Origin of the sequence: Pseudomonas sp. 65/3-MNA-CIBAN-0223, from assembly GCF_040310425.1 — a bacterium.
Lineage (GTDB): Bacteria > Pseudomonadota > Gammaproteobacteria > Pseudomonadales > Pseudomonadaceae > Aquipseudomonas > Aquipseudomonas gregormendelii.
This window is the reverse complement of record NZ_JBEOPV010000032.1, coordinates 24,462-42,506: the sequence shown is the minus strand read 5'-3', so window position 1 is coordinate 42,506 and position 18,045 is coordinate 24,462. Positions and strand designations below refer to the sequence as shown.

The window sequence follows — 18,045 nt, the reverse complement described above, 5'->3', positions numbered from 1 at the left end:
TTCACCTCCAAGTCACCAGCGAGGCCACCACAGCCAAGCTGGTTGCGCTTGCGCGCAACGCGCCATGCCTGGCGCACATATAAAAAAACCCGCCGAAGCGGGTTTTTTATTGCAGCTCGGTTAAACCGACAACTCAACCAACAGCTTGTTGAGACGACGCACATACGCCGCCGGGTCCTTCAAGCTGTCGCCGGCCGCCAGGGCCGCCTGATCGAACAGGATGTGCGACAGGTCGCCGAAGCGCTCGTCGCTCTGCTCGCTGTCGAGTTTCTCGATCAACGGGTGAGCCGGGTTGAATTCGAAAATCGGCTTCGAATCCGGCACCTTCTGCCCACTGGCTTCAAGGATCTGGCGCATCTGCAGGCCCAGGTCCTGTTCGCCGATGGCCAGGATCGCCGGCGAGTCGGTCAGGCGGTGGGAAACCCGCACTTCGGCAACGGAATCGCCCAGCGCAGTTTTCAGACGCTCAACCAGCCCTTCTTTGGACTTGGCAACTTCTTCAGCGGCTTTCTTGTCCTCCTCCGAGTCCAGGTTGCCCAGGTCCAGGTCACCGCGTGCCACGTCAACAAAGGTCTTGCCGTCGAAATCGCTGAGGTAGCTCATCAGCCACTCGTCGATACGGTCAGTCAGCAGCAGCACTTCGATGCCTTTCTTGCGGAAGACTTCCAGGTGCGGGCTGTTCTTGACCTGGGCATAGGTCTCGCCGGTCAGGTAATAGATCTTGTCCTGACCTTCCTTGGCGCGAGCCAGGTATTCGGCCAGCGACACGACCTGCTCGCCTTCTTCGCCCTGTGTGGAGGCGAAACGCAGCAGGCCGGCGATTTTTTCCTTGTTGGCGAAATCTTCTGCCGGGCCTTCTTTCATGACCTGACCGAAGTTCTTCCAGAAGCCTTTGTATTGCTCAGGCTCGTTCTTCGCCAGTTTTTCCAGCATGTCGAGGACGCGCTTGGTCAGCGCCGATTTCATCGAGTCGATGATCGGGTCTTTCTGCAGGATTTCCCGCGAGACGTTCAGCGACAGGTCATTGGAATCGACCACGCCTTTGATGAAACGCAGGTACAGCGGCAGGAACGATTCGGCCTGATCCATGACGAACACGCGCTGCACGTAAAGCTTCAGGCCTTTCGGCGCTTCGCGCTGGTACAGGTCAAACGGGGCACGGGCCGGTACGTAGAGCAGCGAGCTGTATTCCAGCTTGCCTTCGACCTTGTTGTGGCTCCAGCTCAGCGGGTTTTCGAAATCGTGGGCGATGTGCTTGTAGAACTCCTGGTATTCCTCTTCCTTCACGTCATTGCGCGGGCGGGTCCACAGGGCACTGGCGCGGTTGACGGTTTCCCATTCAACGGCCGGCTGTTCTTCGCCTTCTGCTGCCGTGACTTCTTTTGGCAGTTCGATCGGCAAGGCAATGTGATCGGAGTACTTCTTGACGATGTTGCGCAGGCGCCAGCCATCAGCGAATTCGTCTTCACCGGATTTCAGGTGCAGCACGATGCGGGTGCCGCGCTCGGCTTTCTCGATAGTCGCCACTTCGAAGTCGCCTTCGCCCTTGGACGACCAGTGCACGCCTTCGCTGGCAGCATCGCCGGCACGACGGCTGTACACGTCGACTTTGTCGGCGACGATGAATGCAGAGTAGAAACCGACGCCGAACTGACCGATCAGGTGCGAGTCTTTCTTCTGGTCGCCCGACAGGTGTTTCATGAAGTCGGCAGTGCCGGACTTGGCGATGGTGCCCAGGTGGGTGATCGCGTCTTCGCGATTCATGCCAATGCCGTTGTCTTCGAGGGTGACGGTTTTGGCGTCTTTATCGAAGCTCACGCGGATTTTAAGTTCCGCGCCACCTTCCAGCAGCTCGGGCTTGGCCAGGGCTTCGAAACGTAATTTGTCGACAGCGTCAGAGGCGTTCGAGATCAATTCGCGAAGGAAGATTTCCTTGTTGGAATACAGCGAATGGATCATGAGGTGCAGCAGCTGCTTCACCTCGGTCTGGAAGCCCAGGGTTTCCTTTTGAGTTTCCACACTCATGGTCATCAAACTCCAATCAGATGGCAGTGGCCGCGACCTTCAGGGTCGGCGGCGGGTTGTCATCAGAGTTGGGGGCATGGATCAGGATTTCAAGGGCTCATCGATTTTGAAATGCGCTCGCGCCGTGGCAATCGGTTCATGTTGGGTGCTTTGCCAGGCGGTAATGGCCACGTTGGCAACACGCCGCCCCTGGCGGCACACCTGGCATCTGGCCCAGGTATCACGAAACTGCCCGGCCCGCAGGTAATCCAGGGAAAAGTCGATGATCTTCGGCACGCCCGGCGAACCGGTAAACACCAGCAGGTGCAGCGCTGCAGACAACTCCATGAACCCGGCAATCACTCCCCCATGGATCGCCGGCAATAAAGGGTTACCAATGTTGTCCTTGTTCGCCGGCAAGCGAAACAGCAACTCATCCCCCACTCGCGAGCATTCGACACCGATCAGCTTGGCGTAGGGAATCAGGTGCAACAGCGAGGCATAGTCGCCCTGCTCATGAGCCTGCTGCAGTTGCGTCTTGAAGGCGTCATTCATTTTGCACCTCCAGCCCCAGCGGCGCCTGTGCCTTTGCTGCCCTTGATCACCTTGCCCATGCGCATGAAGGTGCCCACCACATGGGCTATGGGTTGCCCGGGATCGTCCTGGTAAGCGAAACCGCGGGCGAAGATCACGTCGGTGGTCACGCGGTAGCATTGCGCGAAACCGTACACGTCCTTATGCGGTTCAGCCGCGTGCATGTAGTCGATGCGCAGGTCGAGTGTGGGACAGACTTCGAATTCGGGCAGGACACAGAGGGTGGACATGCCGCAAGCGGTGTCCATCAGCGTGGTCAGGGCACCGCCATGGATGACGCCGGTCTGCGGATTGCCAACGATTTGGGCGCTATAGGGCAGGATGACGGTGAGCCCCTCCTGGCTGGCGCTGTGGACGCTCAGCCCAAGTACGTGACAGTGTCTCAACGCCGAAAGAAACCGCGTCGCGCGCTCAAAAACGGGGTTTTCAGCCATTTATCAAAATCCTTCCAAATGTTAAAGAATCGCATCAAGCACTGTCGCCAAAAGTTCCTGTAAGAATATTCTTATATATCTGTGTGATAGGAGGAACTTAACGCTGACGGCCATGCTCGAAAGGCCAGTAGATACTTTCCATAAGGAGAAACACCCCATGCAAAAGACTTTAGCTATTGCCTTGATGTTGACCGCTTCCCTTGGTCTCGCTGCTTGCGATAAAAAATCCGAGGACAAAGCTCAAGATGCTAACCAACATGCTGAGCAAGCTCAGCAAGACATGAACAAAGCACAGGATAAAGTGAACGACGCGGCCAAAGAAAACGCCGAAGCTGCCAAAGCTCAGGCCGAATCGAACGAAGCAGCAGCAAAAGAAGCAGCGCCTAAAAACTAAGACAGTTTTTAGCCTGCCAAAGAAAACCCGCCAAGTGCGGGTTTTCTTTTGCTTGTCATTTATGGCGCAAGCTGCAGTTAGAGCAAAATCGTTCTAAAAGTCGGACTAATCATCAACAGTAATGAACACACTAACCCGACGATCCACACCAGGCTGCGCTGCCAGGCCAGGTCTGCCCAGTAGCACAACAGGTAGATGACGCGGGCAATCACGAAGATGATCGCCAGCGAGTCAATCAGCCATCCCGCGGTTTGCGTGGTATGCGCCATCAAGACACCCACCGCAAAAAGAATGAAGGCCTCGATGCTGTTTTGATGCGCCGCCAATGCCCGTGCACCAAACCCGGTGAGTTGTGCCTGTTGCTGGCGTGGCAGGTGATTATTGTAGCCCCCCTGCTCTTTCATGGCCTTGGCCACCGGCATACGGGCCACGTATATCAACAGCGCACTGATAAACACGCACCAGAACGGAATACTCATCAAACAGCCTCCTTGTTTGCGTCAGGCAACGGTGCCTCTGTAGGGGTATAGACCATCACATCAAGAACGTCGGAATGAAACTCCCGGCGATAGAGCACCAGCACCACGCCGGCACTCATCAACATGAACAGCCAGGGGCTGACAAACCAGGCCAGCATGGTCATGCCAAAGTAATAGGAACGCAGGCCGAAGTTGAACTGGTTGGCCGCCATGGAGATGACTCGTGCCGCCCGGGAGGCGAAAGCCTTGCGCTCCTGCTCGGAGACGTGACGCTCTCCCACCATTGGTGCCGAGCCAATCAGGATCGCCGCGAAGTTGTACTGGCGCATGCACCAGCTGAAGGTAAAGAACGCATAGACGAACACCAGTGCCAGGCACAGTAATTTGATCTCGGACATGCCCTGTGACGCCTGTTGCACCATGGGAATATCGGCCAGCAGCGAAACCGCCCGCTCCGACGCGCCGAGGACGGTCAGGATGCCCGCGAGGATGATCAGGGTGCTCGAGGCAAAGAACGACGCGTTGCGTTCCAGGTTGCCGACCACACTGGCATCGGCGATACGGTTGTCGCGCAGCAGCATGCGGCGCATCCAGTCTTCCCGATACAGGTGCAGCACACTGGCCAGGCAGGCGGTGTCCCGGGCTTTCCACGAGGCGTATCGGGTGTAGCCGCCCCAGCAGATGACGAACCAGAGCGCGGCAAGAAGGTGGATCAGATTGGCTTGGATGAACGACATGCGGGTCCTTGTGATGGAGTGGCAGGAACACCATACCGCTGTAGGAACGAGCTCGCTCGCGAAGAACCTGAGAGCAACGCGTTTATCCGGAAAACACGCGCCATGGTTCGCGACCTTCGCCAGCAAGCTGGCTCCTGCAATGGGTTTCGCAATGCTTCGACGTTAGCGCAGAAGAAAAGGCACCGCATCTCCCCATAAAAAAATGCCCCGTATCGATTAATACGGGGCATTTCCATGCGGGCTCCAGGCCCGCTTTTGACGGGCTGGAAAAGCAGGTTAAGCCAGTGCTTCTTCGCGCTTGCCCAACAGGCGGTCACACACCACCGCGACCACCAGGGTCATCACCGACGGCACCAGCCAGGCCAGGCCTTGCTCGCTCAGTGGCAGATGGGTCAGTTGGGTCGGCATCCAGTCCGCCAGGCCCGCACCCTTGAGGGCGTCGATCAGGCCGAAAATGAACGACACCAGCATCACCGGACCGACGATGCGGCCCTGCTCATGCCAGAAGTCCTTGCAGAAGCTCAGTGCGACCAAGGCGATGCACGGAGGATAGATCGCGGTCAGGACCGGGATCGAGAACGCGATGAGGTTGGTGAGGCCCAGGTTGGACACCAGCAGCGAGAACGCGGCAAGGATGATCACCAGGGTCTTGTAGGACAGTGGCAACACGCGGCTGAAGTATTCAGCGCAGGCACACGTCAGGCCGACCGCGGTCACCAGGCAGGCCAGCGAGATCAGCACCGCCAGGAAACCACTGCCCAGGGAGCCGAAGGTGTGCTGGACATAGGCGTGCAACACCGCCGCGCCATTGGTTGCGCCAGCGGCCACTTCATGGCTGCCGGAGCCCAGGCGGAACAGGCTGATATACACCAGCGCCAGGCCCACACCGGCAATGAGCCCGGCGATGATCGCATAGCGGGTGATCAAGGCAGGTGACTCGACACCACGGGAACGAATGGCATTGACGATGACGATGCCAAACACCAGTGCGCCCAGGGTATCCATGGTCAGGTAACCATTGATGAAGCCTTGGGAGAATGGTGCCGCCACGTACTCAGGGGTGGCCACGCCGATATCACCGGCCGGCAGCGCGAACGCCGCTATACCGAGCGCCGCCAGGGCGATGATCTTCAGCGGTGCGAGGAAGCGGCCCACGGTGTCCAGCAGACGCCCCGGATACAGCGAGATGAAGAACACCAGCAGGAAGTACACCGAGCTGTAGAGGAACAGCGCCAGCGGGCTTTCGCCGGTCAACGGCGCCAGGCCAACTTCGAACGACACGGTGGCCGTGCGCGGCGTGGCGAACAGCGGACCCACGGCGAGGTAGCACGCGGCGGCCAGCAGGCCACCGGCAATTTTGCCGATCGGGCTGCTCAAGGCATCCATTGCGCCGCCGACCTTGGCCAGCGCGACCACAGTGATCACCGGCAGGCCGACCGCCGTGATCAGGAAACCCAACGCCGCCATCCAGACGTGCGGCCCGGACTGCAAACCGACGATAGGCGGGAAGATGATGTTGCCAGCCCCGACAAACAGGGCAAACGTCATAAAACCAAGTGCCAGAATGTCCTGGCCTTTCAACACTTTCATTAAGGAAATACCACACTACTGAATCGGAATTTAGAGAGGGATTTCCCTTGTGGGTGAGGGAAATGCTGTCGATCCGTATGGGACTGACCCGTTAAGCGCATGGCTGCCTTGTGGGCGGCGGACGCAAAATGGCGGCTAGACTAACGAATTTGTGCGGCAAACGCACTGTTAGGGGGCGAACTATCCGATACACGACATTTCCATGTCGCGTTTGCGTATGTAAAAGTCAAAAGATCGCAGCCTCGTTTCTCTCGGCAGCTCACAGGGGATTGCATTCCAACTGTAGGAGCTGCCGAGAGAAACGAGGCTGCGATCCTTTGATCTTCACAAACGACAAAGGCCACCCGAAGGTGGCCTTTGTCTGTAGAGCGTCAGCTAAGCGCGAAGCTTACTTGACAGCCCAACCGGTCAGCTCGGACAGAGCCTTGCCGATGTCTGCCAGCGAACGCACGGTTTTCACGCCTGCGTCTTCCAGGGCAGCAAACTTCTCGTCTGCAGTGCCCTTGCCGCCAGAGATGATTGCGCCAGCATGGCCCATGCGCTTGCCCGCAGGGGCAGTCACACCAGCGATGTAGGAAACAACCGGCTTGGTCACGTGTGCCTTGATGTAGGCAGCCGCTTCTTCTTCAGCCGAACCGCCGATCTCACCGATCATGACGATCGCTTCGGTCTTCGGGTCTTCCTGGAACAGCTTCAGGATGTCGATGAAGTTCGAACCCGGGATCGGGTCACCACCGATGCCGACGCAAGTCGACTGACCGAAACCGGCGTCAGTAGTCTGCTTCACAGCTTCGTAGGTCAGGGTGCCGGAACGGGAAACGATACCGACCTTGCCTGGCAAGTGAATGTGGCCTGGCATGATGCCGATCTTGCATTCGCCCGGAGTGATCACGCCTGGGCAGTTAGGGCCGATCAGGGTAACACCCAGTTCGTCGCACTTAACTTTAGCGTCCAGCATGTCCAGGGTAGGAATGCCTTCGGTGATGCAGACGATCAGCTTGATGCCGCCGAAAGCAGCTTCCAGGATCGAGTCCTTGCAGAAAGGAGCTGGAACGTAGATCACGCTGGCGGTAGCGCCAGTGGCAGCTACAGCATCTTTCACGGTGTTGAACACTGGCAGACCCAGGTGCTCGGTGCCGCCTTTGCCCGGAGTTACGCCACCAACCATCTTGGTGCCGTATTCGATGGCTTGCTGGGTGTGGAAACTACCTTGCGAACCGGTAATACCCTGGCAGATAACTTTGGTGTCTTTATTGATCAGGACGCTCATTATTTGCCCTCCGCAGCTTTAACGACTTGTTGAGCAGCGTCGGTCAGGCTGGTAGCAGCGATGATGTTCAAACCGCTTTCTGCCAGTACTTTAGCGCCCAGCTCAGCGTTGTTGCCTTCAAGGCGAACAACAACCGGGATTTTCACGCCGACTTCTTTCACTGCACCGATGATGCCTTCGGCAATCATGTCGCAACGAACGATGCCGCCGAAGATGTTGACCAGTACTGCAGCGACGTTAGTGTCGGACAGGATGATCTTGAACGCTTCGGTAACGCGTTCTTTGGTAGCACCGCCGCCCACGTCGAGGAAGTTGGCTGGTTTGCCGCCATGCAGGTTGACGATGTCCATGGTACCCATGGCCAGGCCAGCACCGTTGACCATGCAACCGATGTTGCCTTCCAGCGCTACGTAGTTCAGTTCGAACTTGGCAGCGTGCGCTTCGCGCGGATCGTCTTGCGACGGATCGTGGAAAGTCTTCAGCTTAGGCTGACGGTACATGGCGTTGGCGTCGATGTTGATCTTCGCGTCGAGGCAATGCAGATCGCCGTCAGCCTTGATCACCAGCGGGTTCACTTCCAGCAGGGCCAGATCGTGATCCTGGAACAGTTTGGCCAGACCAACGAAGATCTTGGCGAACTGGGCAACTTGCTTGCCTTCCAGACCCAGCTGGAAAGCCAGCTCACGACCCTGGAATGGCTGAGCGCCAACCAGTGGATCGATAGTGGCCTTGAGGATTTTCTCAGGAGTATCGTGAGCGATTTTCTCGATGTCCACGCCACCTTCGGTGGAAGCCATGAACACGATGCGACGGCTCGAACGGTCAACAACAGCGCCCAGGTACAGCTCTTTGGCGATGTCAGTGCACGATTCAACCAGGATCTTGGTGACTGGCTGACCGTTGGCATCAGTCTGGTAAGTCACCAGACGCTTGCCCAACCACTGTTGAGCGAATGCTTTGGCGTCTTCCTTGCTGCGAACCAGCTTTACGCCGCCCGCTTTACCGCGACCACCTGCGTGAACCTGGGCTTTGACAACCCATTCGGTCCCGCCGATCTTGTCGCACGCTTCTGCTGCTGCTTCCGGGGTGTCTACGGCGAAACCCTGGGATACTGGCAGGCCGTACTCAGCGAACAGCTGCTTACCCTGATACTCGTGAAGATTCATGCTTATTACCGTCTTCGTTAGGTACTGCGCATTCGGTGCTGCACTTGTTCAGTGCCGCACCACCTGTGACTGCTGCTTGCGTAGACGTTCCGGATAACCGGTGAGACTACGCAAGGCTGCGTCCGGCGGACATTCCGCGGTGAGTCTTGCACGCAAGGCTCACGACGGGCCTTCCGTCGTGGTTTCTTATTGTCTTGTCTTAACGCTTCTTGCGGTTGGCAATGTGGATGGCGCCGCCATTCACTGCCAGGGCTGCTTCGTGCAAGGCTTCGGACAGGGTCGGATGGGAGAAAACCATCATGCCCAGGTCTTCAGCGCTGGTGCCGAATTCCATACCGATCGCGCCTTGTTGAACCAGTTCTGCAGCGCTCGGGCCAATCACATGGACGCCCAACACGCGGTCAGTCTTGGCGTCGGCGATGACCTTGACGAAACCACCGGTATCGTTGGCTGCCATGGCACGGCCAGAGGCTGCAAACGGGAAGGTGCCGACGTTAACTTCAACGCCTTCAGCCTTCAAGACCTGCTCGGTTTTGCCAACCCACGCGATTTCCGGGTGAGTATAAATAACAGACGGGATCAGGTCATAGTTGATTTGGGCTTTGTGGCCCTTGATGCGCTCAACCACCATGATGCCTTCTTCGGACGCCTTGTGCGCCAGCATCATGCCGCGAACCACGTCGCCGATTGCGTAAACGCCCGGTACGCTGGTGGCGCACTGGTCGTCAACGAAAACGAAACCACGTTCGTCGATGTTCACACCGCTGTCAGCTGCCAGCAGCTCGGTGGTCACTGGACGGCGACCAACGGCAACGATCAGCTTGTCGAAGGTGATGTTCTGTTCGCCATTGGCATCGGTGTAGTTCACCACGACTTCGTCGCCGTTCACTTTCGAACCGGTGACGCGAGCGCCCAGCTTGATGTCCAGACCTTGTTTGGTCAGGGTCTTGAAGGCTTCCTTGGAAACGGCTTCGTCAGCCGCTGGCAGGAACTTCTCCAGTGCTTCCAGAACCACGACTTCGGAACCCAGACGCGACCAGACCGAACCCAGTTCCAGACCGATCACGCCAGCGCCGATAACGCCCAGACGTTTTGGAACCGATTGGAATTCCAGCGCGCCAGTCGAATCGACGATCACGTTCTGGTCAACCGGAGCCGGTGGAATGTCGATAGGACGCGAGCCGGATGCCAGGATCACGTTCTCGGCTTCGATGATTTCCACGGTGCCGTCAGGCTTGGTCAGCTCGACTTTCTTGCCGGCCAGCAGTTTGCCGTGGCCTTGCAGGGAAGTCACACCGTTGGCCTTGAACAGGGTGGCAACGCCAGAGGTCAGGCCTTTGACGATGTTGGCTTTACGGCCAACCATTGCTGCCACGTCCATGGTCACGCCAGCGTGATTGATACCGTGGATCGCGAAGCCTTCTTTGGCTTCCTTGTACTTCCAGGAGCTGTCCAGCAGCGCCTTGGATGGAATGCAGCCGACGTTCAGGCAAGTACCGCCCAGAGCCAGTTTGCCTTCCTTGTCGGTGTATTTCTCGATGCAGGCAGTCGAAAGACCCAGCTGCGCTGCCTTGATGGCAGCCACGTAGCCGCCAGGGCCCGCACCGATCACTACTACGTCAAATTTCTGCGACATTCAAAAAATCCTCTTTTGGCAACAAGCTTGAAGCCACAAGCCTCAAGCCAGGCTGCATATCCATGCAGCGCGTGGCTTGAGACCTGTGGCTGCTTCTATCAGATATCCAGCAGCAAACGAGCCGGGTCTTCCAGCAGGTTCTTGATGGTAACCAGGAAGGTCACAGCTTCTTTGCCATCGATCAGGCGGTGATCGTAGGACAGAGCCAGGTACATCATCGGACGGATAACGACCTGACCGTTGATCGCCATAGGACGCTGCAGAATGTTGTGCATGCCCAGGATGGCCGCTTGCGGCGGGTTGACGATCGGGGTCGACATCATCGAACCGAAGGTACCACCGTTGGTGATGGTGAAAGTGCCGCCGGTCATTTCGTCCATGGACAATTTGCCGTCACGCGCCTTCTTGCCGAAGGTGGCGATGCCGCCTTCGATTTCAGCCAGGCTCATCAGTTCGGCGTTACGCAGAACCGGAACCACCAGGCCGCGATCGCTGGAAACCGCTACACCAACGTCGGCATAGCCGTGGTAGACGATATCAGCACCGTCGATCGACGCGTTGACAGCCGGGAAGCGTTTCAGCGCTTCGGTGGCAGCCTTGACGAAGAACGACATGAAGCCCAGGCGTACGCCGTTGTGGCTCTTCTCGAACAGGTCCTTGTACTTCGAACGCAGGGCCATGACTTCAGTCATGTCGACTTCGTTGAAAGTGGTCAGCATCGCCATGTTGGACTGCGCTTCAACCAGGCGCTTGGCCACGGTAGCGCGAACGCGGGTCATCGGTACGCGTTTCTCGATGCGGTCGCCAGCGGCGAACACTGGCGCAGCGGCAGCAGGAGCTGCAGCCTTGGCAGGCGCGGCAGCCGGAGCGGATTTCTTGGCGGCAACAGCAGCCACCACGTCTTCCTTGGTCACACGACCGCCTTTGCCGGTGCCGGCAACGGAGGCGATGTTGATGCCGTTCTCTTCAGCCAGCTTGCGAGCAGCCGGTGCAGCAACAGGATCATCTTCGCCTTCGGCAGCAGGAGCAGCAGCGGCTTGGGCAGCGGCTGGAGCAGCAGCGGCAGCCGCTGGAGCGGCAGCGGCGCCACCTGCTTCGATCGAGCCCAGTACTTCGTCGGACAGAACGGTTTCGCCTTCGTTCTTGACGATTGCGCCCAGCACGCCGTCGGCAGTAGCCAACACTTCCAGCACAACCTTGTCGGTTTCGATGTCGACGATCAGGTCATCACGCTTTACAGCGTCGCCCGGTTGTTTGTGCCAGGTGGCAACGGTGCCATCGGCAACCGATTCCGGGAAAGTGGGGGCTTTGATTTCGATAGCCATTATCTGTGGGTCCTTAAATTCGGTTTCAGGTGCGCGAAGGCGTTAAACAGTAAAGGCGGCTTGCAGCAGTTTTTCCTGCTGCTCGGCGTGCATCGATGCATAACCACAAGCAGGTGCAGCGGAAGCATCACGACCGGCGTACTCGAGTACGAGTGCCTTGTTGTGATTGCCAACGATGCGGCGCATGTGGTGCTGGCTGCAGTACCAGGCACCCTGGTTCATCGGCTCTTCCTGACACCAAACGATATGTTTGAGGTTGGTGTACGGAGCCAGGACTTCGTTCAAGTCGTCCTCAGGGAATGGGTACAACTGCTCGATGCGCACGACGGCGATGTCGTCACGACCTTCGGCACGGCGTTTTTCCAGCAGGTCGTAGTAGACCTTGCCGCTACACAGAACAATGCGCTCGACCTTGGACGGGTCCAGTACATCGATTTCCGGGATAACGGTCTGGAACGAACCTTCGGCCAGATCTTCCAGGGTCGATACGGCCAGTTTGTGACGCAGCAACGACTTTGGAGTCAGCACGATCAGCGGCTTGCGCAGCGGACGGATCACCTGGCGACGCAGCAAGTGGTAGATCTGGGCCGGCGTGGTCGGTACCGCAACCTGGATGTTGTGCTCGGCGCACAGCTGCAGGTAACGCTCCAGACGAGCCGAGGAGTGCTCCGGACCCTGACCTTCATAACCGTGCGGCAGCAACATGGTCAGACCGCAGAGACGGCCCCACTTGTGCTCGCCACTGGTGATGAACTGGTCGATAACCACCTGGGCACCGTTGGCGAAGTCGCCGAACTGGGCTTCCCAGATCACCAGCGCCTCAGGCGTGGTGGTCGAGTAACCGTATTCGAACGCCAGTACGGCTTCTTCGGACAGGAACGAATCGTACAGGTCGAAACGAGGCTGGCCCTTGTACAGGTTCTGCAGCGGGATGTAGGTGCCCGCGTCTTTCTGGTTGTGCAGCACAGCGTGACGGTGCGAGAACGTACCGCGACCGATGTCCTGACCCGTCATGCGAATCGGGTGACCTTCGAACGCCAGGGTCGCGTACGCCATGGTTTCGGCGTAACCCCAGTTGATCGGCAGGCCGCCGGCTTGCATTTTCTGACGGTCTTCGTAGATCTTCGAAACCTGGCGCTGAACCACAAAGCCTTCCGGAATTTCCAGCAGCTTGGCAGACAGTTCTTGCAAGGTCTTGAGGTCGAAACGAGTGTCGTGACGCGCGGTCCAGGCGTGGCCCAGATACGGACGCCAGTCCACGAACAACTCTTTGTTCGGCTCTTTGACCAGGCTTTTAACAACATGCAGGCCGTTGTCCAGCGCGTTGCGGTATTCGTCGACTTTCGCCTGAACACGCTCTGCGTCGAGCACACCGCCCTGGGTCAGGCGATCAGCGTACAGCTCACGGGTGGTGCGCTGCTTGGTGATCTGCTGATACATGATCGGCTGGGTGCCGCTAGGCTCGTCGGCCTCGTTGTGGCCGCGACGACGGTAGCAGACCAGGTCGATCACTACGTCACGCTTGAACTGCATGCGGTAGTCGATCGCCAGCTGGGTCACGAACAACACGGCTTCCGGATCATCGCCATTCACATGGAGGATCGGCGCCTGGATCATTTTCGCAACGTCGGTGGCGTACTCGGTGGAGCGCGAGTCCAGCGGGTTGCTGATGGTGAAACCAACCTGGTTGTTGATCACGATGTGCACGGTACCGCCGGTCTTGAAACCGCGGGTCTGCGACATCTGGAAGGTTTCCATCACCACGCCCTGACCGGCGAATGCCGCGTCACCGTGGATGGAGATCGGCAGCACTTTCTCGCCGGTAGGGTCGTTACGACGATCCTGACGGGCGCGCACCGAACCCTCGACCACTGGAGATACGATTTCCAGGTGGGACGGGTTGAATGCCATGGCCAGGTGAACTTCACCGCCGGTGGTCATGACGTTGGACGAGAAGCCCTGGTGATATTTAACGTCACCGGAACCCAGCTCGACCTTCTTCTTGCCTTCGAACTCGTCGAACAGCTCGCGCGGGTTCTTGCCGAAGGTGTTGACCAGCACGTTCAGACGGCCACGGTGGGCCATGCCGATAACGATTTCCTTGGTGCCGTAGGAACCGGAACGCTGGATCAGCTCGTCGAGCATCGGAATCAGGCTCTCGCCGCCTTCCAGGCCGAAACGCTTGGTACCCGGGTATTTGGTACCCAGGTATTTTTCCAGGCCTTCGCCGGCAGTGACACGCTCGAGCAGGTGGCTCTTGATGTCGGCGGAGTAAGTCGGACGGCCGCGTACGCTTTCCAGACGTTGCTGGAACCACTGGCGCTGCTCGGAATCGGTGATGTGCGTGAATTCAGCGCCGATGGTGCGGCAATATGTCTGCTGCAACGCTTCGTGAATTTCGCGTAGGCTCGCCTCCTCTTTGCCGATGAACAGGTCGCCGGCACGGAAGGTCGTATCAAGATCGGCATTGGTCAAGCCGTAATGATTGATCGACAGGTCTGCAGGTGCAGGACGCTGCCACAGCCCCAGCGGGTCAAGCTGGGCTGCCTGGTGGCCACGCATACGGTAGGCCTGGATCAATCGCAGCACTTCAACTTGCTTCTTCTCGTGCTCACTGCTCACGCTGCCGGCGGAAACCGGTTGGGCGCGGCGCTGGTTCTTTGCCAGCAAGACGAAATGATCGCGAATCGTGGAGTGCGAAACATCGGTGGCAGTGTTGCCATCAGCAGGCAACTTCTGGAAGTAGGTGCGCCACTCTTCTGGCACAGCGTTAGGGTCGTGCAGGTAGAGCTCGTAGAGCTCTTCCACATAGGCAGCGTTACTACCGGATAGGTAGGCGCTGTTCCACATGCGCTGCATCACGCTTTCTTGCATGCTTGGTCACCCTCGGTTAGGGGAACACCACCGGCGTCGACACCGAGCACGCTTGCAGAAGTCCGAATGCAGCGACTAAAACAAGCCACCTAGGATCACGCTGATAGTCCGGGTACCAGCCCGGATGCCCCTGCTTGTCTCATTTCTTCAAAATAAGAGCTGCAGCTTTTTGAGCTGCTGCTCAGGTTAAAACTACGGCGCCGGTTGAAGCCTGCGCCGTAGCATCTACGGGTACAGCGGTACTGCGCTTACAACAGCATCTGAATCACACGCCGCTTTGCAGCAGCATGTTACGGATGTGACCGATGGCCTTAGTCGGGTTCAGGCCTTTGGGACATACGTTGACGCAGTTCATGATCCCGCGGCAGCGGAATACGCTGAACGGGTCATCCAGCGAAGCCAGACGCTCGGACGTCTTGGTGTCACGGCTGTCTGCCAGGAAGCGGTACGCTTGCAGCAAAGCAGCTGGACCCAGGAACTTGTCCGGGTTCCACCAGAAGGACGGGCAAGAGGTCGAGCAGCAGGCGCACAGGATGCACTCGTACAGACCGTCGAGCTTTTCACGCTCTTCAGGGGACTGCAGACGCTCGATGGCCGGAGCCGGCGTGTCGTTCTGCAGGTAAGGCTTAACCTTCTCGTATTGCTTGTAGAAGATGCTCATATCGACGACCAGGTCACGGATAACCGGCAAACCTGGCAGCGGACGAACAACCAACTTGTTACCTTTTACGACAGCGGACAATGGCGTAACGCACGCCAGGCCGTTTTTGCCGTTGATGTTCATGCCGTCGGAACCGCAAACACCTTCACGGCAAGAGCGACGATAGGAGAAACCCTCGTCCTGCTCTTTGATCAGGGCCAGCACGTCCAGCACCATCAGGTCTTTACCACCGGTATCGACCTGGAATTCCTGCATGAACGGCGCGGCGTCCTGATCAGGGTTGTAACGATAAACGCTGACTTTCAACATGGCAGCCACCCTTAATAAGTCCGAATCTTAGGTTCAAAAGTCGGAACAGTTTTCGGCGAGAAGTTCACGGCACGCTTGGTTACGCGCTTGTCACCCGGGAAGTACAGGGTGTGGCACAGCCAGTTTTCGTCGTCGCGATCTTCGAAATCTTCACGGGCGTGAGCACCGCGGGACTCTTTACGCACTTCAGCAGCGATTGCAGTGGCTTCGGCCACTTCCAGCAGGTTCTGCAACTCCAGCGCTTCGATCCGCGCAGTATTGAACGCCTGCGACTTGTCGTTGATCTTGACGTTGGCGATGCGTGTACGCAGGTCGGCCAGCTGGGCAATCCCCTTCTGCATGTATTCGCCAGTACGGAATACACCGAAGTAGTTCTGCATGCAGCTTTGCAGCTCGCGACGCAGGGTTGCCACGTCTTCGCCATCGGTACGCTCGTTCAGGGCGGACAGACGCGACAGGGCTGCTTCGATATCGGCGTCGGTGGCGTCATCGTATTCGATGCCGTCGGTCAGCGCCTTTTCCAGGTGCAGGCCGGCCGCGCGACCGAATACCACCAGGTCGAGCAACGAGTTACCGCCCAGGCGGTTGGCACCGTGAACCGATACGCAAGCCACTTCGCCTACAGCGAACAGGCCATGAATGATCTCGTCCACGCCTTCAGCGTTCTGGGTGATCGCCTGACCATGAATGTTGGTCGGAACACCGCCCATCATATAGTGGCAAGTCGGAACAACCGGAACCGGGGCGACAACCGGATCAACGTGCGCGAAAGTCTTCGACAGTTCGCAGATGCCTGGCAGACGGCTGTGCAGCACTTCCTCGCCCAGGTGGTCGAGTTTGAGCATCACGTGGTCGCCATTCGGACCGCAACCGTTGCCGGCGATGATTTCTTTAACCATCGAACGGGCAACCACGTCACGACCGGCAAGGTCTTTCGCGTTCGGAGCATAACGCTCCATGAAACGCTCGCCGTGCTTGTTGATCAGGTATCCACCTTCACCACGGCAACCTTCGGTAACCAGTACACCGGCGCCGGCGATGCCGGTCGGGTGGAACTGCCACATTTCGATGTCTTGTACCGGAACGCCAGCACGCAGGGCCATGCCGACGCCGTCACCGGTGTTGATCAGGGCATTGGTGGTGGAGGCGTAGATACGACCGGCACCACCGGTCGCCAGGACGGTAGCCTTGGCACGGATGTAGCTGGTTTCGCCGGTTTCGATGCAGATGGCAATCACGCCGACGAATGCGCCGTCCTGGTTTTTAACCAGGTCAACCGCGTAGTACTCGTTCAGGAACGTGGTGCCGGCTTTCAGGTTGCCCTGATAAAGCGTGTGCAGCAGCGCGTGACCGGTACGGTCGGAAGCGGCGCACGTACGGGCAGCCTGCCCGCCTTTACCGTAATCCTTCGACTGACCGCCGAATGGACGCTGGTAGATACGGCCTTGCTCGGTACGGGAGAACGGCAGACCCATGTGGTCCAGCTCGAACACCGCGGCCGGGCCTTCCTGACACATGTATTCGATAGCGTCCTGGTCACCGATGTAGTCGGAACCCTTGACGGTATCGTACATGTGCCAGCGCCAGTCATCGTTTGGATCGGCAGAAGCGATGGCGCAAGTGATGCCACCCTGGGCCGAAACGGTGTGCGAACGGGTCGGGAACACCTTGGTGATCACGGCAGTCTTGTGACCGCCCTGGGCCAGTTGCAGCGCCGCGCGCATGCCGGCACCGCCACCACCAATAATGATGGCGTCGAATGAAATCGTTGGAATGTTAGCCATGGATCAGATACCCCAGAGAATCTGCACACCCCAGACGAAGTAAGCGAACATCGCAACGCCGCATACTGCCTGGAAAAGGAAACGTACTGCAGTCGCGGACTTGCCCAGCGCCATCGGCGTCAGGTAGTCGGTCGCGATGGTCCACATGCCGACCCAGGCGTGAGCACCCAGGGCAACGAGGGCCAGCAGACTGAAGATACGCATCCCGTTGTGGGCGAACAGGCCATGCCACTGCTCGTAGCCAATGCCCGGATTCGCTGCGAGGTATCCGATCAGGAAAATGAAATAAGCCGCGAGAACGACCGCAGACACTCGTTGTGCCATCCAGTCGTAGAGGCCAGAACGCGAAAGGTTCGTAACGCTGGTTACCATATCCAAACTCCTGCCAGAACGATCAACACCACGGAAACCGCGATGATAATTTTCGAGCCCAGGCGGCCGCCTTCCAGCGTCTCACCGATGCCCATATCCATGATCAAGTGGCGCACGCCGGCTACCAGGTGATAAAGCAGAGCGGACAGGAGACCCCATGCTACGAACTTGGCCAGCGGGCTGGTCAAGGTTGCCTTCACCTCGGCAAAACCTTCCTCGGAGCCCAGGGATTTGCCCAATGCATAAAGCATGAAGCCAAGGCCCAGGAAGAGGATGATGCCGGAAACACGGTGCAGGAACGACGTAACGCCGGTGATGGGGAGTTTGATGGTCCTTAGGTCTAGGTTTACAGGTCGTTGGCTTTTCACGGCTTTTTTTCACACTGAAGAGCCCCTAACAATCAGGGCAAAGTTGTT

16 protein-coding genes are annotated in these 18,045 nt (G+C 58.1%); 1 reads left to right on the top strand and 15 read right to left on the bottom strand.

Translation table 11 applies throughout. The features are described from left to right. Nucleotides 1-120: 120 nt before the first annotated feature. The 3 genes from htpG to AAEZ09_RS26505 form a co-directional block, all read right to left on the bottom strand. Entirely contained in the window at nt 121-2,025 is a 1,905-nt protein-coding gene (gene htpG, locus AAEZ09_RS26515; protein ID WP_045060594.1) for a molecular chaperone HtpG, read from the bottom strand. A gap of 81 nt (nt 2,026-2,106) precedes the next feature. Beyond that, complete coding sequence (locus tag AAEZ09_RS26510; RefSeq protein WP_045060547.1) at nt 2,107-2,559, bottom strand: PaaI family thioesterase; 453 nt, start codon at nt 2,557-2,559, stop codon at nt 2,107-2,109. Beyond that, a complete protein-coding gene (locus tag AAEZ09_RS26505; protein WP_350601375.1) occupies nt 2,556-3,032 on the bottom strand; it encodes a PaaI family thioesterase in 477 nt (158 codons plus the stop codon). Before AAEZ09_RS26505 ends, AAEZ09_RS26510 begins: the two co-directional genes overlap by 4 nt. 157 nt (nt 3,033-3,189) lie before the next feature. Between AAEZ09_RS26505 and AAEZ09_RS26500 the strand changes: the two genes are divergently transcribed. After that, entirely contained in the window at nt 3,190-3,426 is a 237-nt protein-coding gene (locus tag AAEZ09_RS26500; RefSeq protein ID WP_045057766.1) for a hypothetical protein, read from the top strand. Between the two features lie 77 nt (nt 3,427-3,503). Here the strand turns inward: AAEZ09_RS26500 and AAEZ09_RS26495 are convergent, their stop codons facing one another. The 12 genes from AAEZ09_RS26495 to sdhC form a co-directional block, all read right to left on the bottom strand. After that, the gene (locus AAEZ09_RS26495) at nt 3,504-3,905 is read right to left on the bottom strand and encodes an MAPEG family protein (protein ID WP_045057765.1); all 402 of its coding nucleotides are present in this window, start codon (nt 3,903-3,905) and stop codon (nt 3,504-3,506) included. Further along, entirely contained in the window at nt 3,905-4,642 is a 738-nt protein-coding gene (locus AAEZ09_RS26490) for a DUF599 domain-containing protein (RefSeq protein ID WP_045057764.1), read from the bottom strand. The genes AAEZ09_RS26495 and AAEZ09_RS26490 overlap by 1 nt, the downstream gene beginning before the upstream one ends. 276 nt (nt 4,643-4,918) lie before the next feature. Beyond that, nucleotides 4,919-6,232, bottom strand: coding sequence for a branched-chain amino acid transport system II carrier protein (gene brnQ / locus AAEZ09_RS26485; RefSeq protein WP_205893843.1), 1,314 nt, complete (start codon nt 6,230-6,232; stop codon nt 4,919-4,921). A gap of 388 nt (nt 6,233-6,620) precedes the next feature. Then, the gene (gene sucD / locus AAEZ09_RS26480; RefSeq protein ID WP_010166265.1) at nt 6,621-7,502 is read right to left on the bottom strand and encodes a succinate--CoA ligase subunit alpha; all 882 of its coding nucleotides are present in this window, start codon (nt 7,500-7,502) and stop codon (nt 6,621-6,623) included. Then, nucleotides 7,502-8,668, bottom strand: a complete 1,167-nt coding sequence (gene sucC, locus AAEZ09_RS26475) for an ADP-forming succinate--CoA ligase subunit beta (RefSeq protein ID WP_045057762.1) — start codon at nt 8,666-8,668, stop codon at nt 7,502-7,504. The genes sucD and sucC overlap by 1 nt, the downstream gene beginning before the upstream one ends. Nucleotides 8,669-8,867: 199 nt before the next feature. After that, nucleotides 8,868-10,304, bottom strand: a complete 1,437-nt coding sequence (gene lpdA, locus AAEZ09_RS26470; RefSeq protein WP_045057761.1) for a dihydrolipoyl dehydrogenase — start codon at nt 10,302-10,304, stop codon at nt 8,868-8,870. Between the two features lie 98 nt (nt 10,305-10,402). Then, complete coding sequence (odhB, locus tag AAEZ09_RS26465; protein ID WP_205893842.1) at nt 10,403-11,629, bottom strand: 2-oxoglutarate dehydrogenase complex dihydrolipoyllysine-residue succinyltransferase; 1,227 nt, start codon at nt 11,627-11,629, stop codon at nt 10,403-10,405. Nucleotides 11,630-11,671: 42 nt separating this feature from the next. Beyond that, nucleotides 11,672-14,503, bottom strand: coding sequence for a 2-oxoglutarate dehydrogenase E1 component (locus AAEZ09_RS26460; RefSeq protein WP_350601373.1), 2,832 nt, complete (start codon nt 14,501-14,503; stop codon nt 11,672-11,674). A 265-nt stretch (nt 14,504-14,768) separates the two neighbouring features. Next, nucleotides 14,769-15,473 (bottom strand): succinate dehydrogenase iron-sulfur subunit, encoded by a 705-nt coding sequence (locus AAEZ09_RS26455; RefSeq protein ID WP_045057758.1) that lies wholly within the window; start codon nt 15,471-15,473, stop codon nt 14,769-14,771. Nucleotides 15,474-15,484: 11 nt separating this feature from the next. Beyond that, a complete protein-coding gene (gene sdhA, locus AAEZ09_RS26450; RefSeq protein WP_045057757.1) occupies nt 15,485-17,257 on the bottom strand; it encodes a succinate dehydrogenase flavoprotein subunit in 1,773 nt (590 codons plus the stop codon). Between the two features lie 3 nt (nt 17,258-17,260). Next, nucleotides 17,261-17,629 (bottom strand): succinate dehydrogenase, hydrophobic membrane anchor protein, encoded by a 369-nt coding sequence (sdhD, locus tag AAEZ09_RS26445; RefSeq protein WP_045057756.1) that lies wholly within the window; start codon nt 17,627-17,629, stop codon nt 17,261-17,263. Continuing rightward, entirely contained in the window at nt 17,623-17,997 is a 375-nt protein-coding gene (gene sdhC / locus AAEZ09_RS26440) for a succinate dehydrogenase, cytochrome b556 subunit (RefSeq protein WP_045057755.1), read from the bottom strand. Before sdhC ends, sdhD begins: the two co-directional genes overlap by 7 nt. Nucleotides 17,998-18,045: the final 48 nt, after the last annotated feature.

Bases quoted from the DNA above. Each gene is read 5' to 3' on its own strand.
- lpdA (WP_045057761.1), bottom strand. From the start codon at position 10,304: ATGTCGCAGAAATTTGACGTAGTAGTGATCGGTGCGGGCCCTGGCGGC.
- AAEZ09_RS26490 (WP_045057764.1), bottom strand. From the start codon at position 4,642: ATGTCGTTCATCCAAGCCAATCTGATCCACCTTCTTGCCGCGCTCTGG.
- AAEZ09_RS26495 (WP_045057765.1), bottom strand. From the start codon at position 3,905: ATGAGTATTCCGTTCTGGTGCGTGTTTATCAGTGCGCTGTTGATATAC.
- AAEZ09_RS26500 (WP_045057766.1), top strand. From the start codon at position 3,190: ATGCAAAAGACTTTAGCTATTGCCTTGATGTTGACCGCTTCCCTTGGT.
- sdhA (WP_045057757.1), bottom strand. From the start codon at position 17,257: ATGGCTAACATTCCAACGATTTCATTCGACGCCATCATTATTGGTGGT.
- brnQ (WP_205893843.1), bottom strand. From the start codon at position 6,232: ATGAAAGTGTTGAAAGGCCAGGACATTCTGGCACTTGGTTTTATGACG.
- odhB (WP_205893842.1), bottom strand. From the start codon at position 11,629: ATGGCTATCGAAATCAAAGCCCCCACTTTCCCGGAATCGGTTGCCGAT.
- AAEZ09_RS26460 (WP_350601373.1), bottom strand. From the start codon at position 14,503: ATGCAAGAAAGCGTGATGCAGCGCATGTGGAACAGCGCCTACCTATCC.
- sucD (WP_010166265.1), bottom strand. From the start codon at position 7,502: ATGAGCGTCCTGATCAATAAAGACACCAAAGTTATCTGCCAGGGTATT.
- htpG (WP_045060594.1), bottom strand. From the start codon at position 2,025: ATGAGTGTGGAAACTCAAAAGGAAACCCTGGGCTTCCAGACCGAGGTG.
- AAEZ09_RS26505 (WP_350601375.1), bottom strand. From the start codon at position 3,032: ATGGCTGAAAACCCCGTTTTTGAGCGCGCGACGCGGTTTCTTTCGGCG.
- AAEZ09_RS26455 (WP_045057758.1), bottom strand. From the start codon at position 15,473: ATGTTGAAAGTCAGCGTTTATCGTTACAACCCTGATCAGGACGCCGCG.
- AAEZ09_RS26510 (WP_045060547.1), bottom strand. From the start codon at position 2,559: ATGAATGACGCCTTCAAGACGCAACTGCAGCAGGCTCATGAGCAGGGC.
- sucC (WP_045057762.1), bottom strand. From the start codon at position 8,668: ATGAATCTTCACGAGTATCAGGGTAAGCAGCTGTTCGCTGAGTACGGC.
- sdhD (WP_045057756.1), bottom strand. From the start codon at position 17,629: ATGGTAACCAGCGTTACGAACCTTTCGCGTTCTGGCCTCTACGACTGG.